Genomic DNA, 222 nt, shown 5'->3' with positions numbered 1-222 from the left:
TGACGGCGCGACCCTCAACAACGGCATCACCACCGAACAGGACAAGGACAGCTTCACCTATACGGTGACCGACGCACACGGCAACACAACCACCGGCACCATCCTGGTCGACATCGTCGACGACGTGCCGACGGCCTATGCCAACACCAACAGCGTCTCTGAAGGCGCGCAGGTCTCGGGCAATGTGCTGAGCGACGGAACGCCTGACGTGCTCGGCGCCGA

General features: G+C 63.1%; 1 protein-coding gene. It reads left to right on the top strand.

Annotated features, from left to right (window positions below):
* On the top strand, nt 1-222 hold a 222-nt coding region (locus EN846_RS34920), incomplete at both ends, for a hypothetical protein (RefSeq protein ID WP_135914191.1).

Source organism: Mesorhizobium sp. M4B.F.Ca.ET.203.01.1.1 (assembly GCF_004791025.1).
Lineage (GTDB): Bacteria > Pseudomonadota > Alphaproteobacteria > Rhizobiales > Rhizobiaceae > Mesorhizobium > Mesorhizobium abyssinicae.
This window is presented reverse-complemented; position numbering and strand designations above follow the sequence as displayed.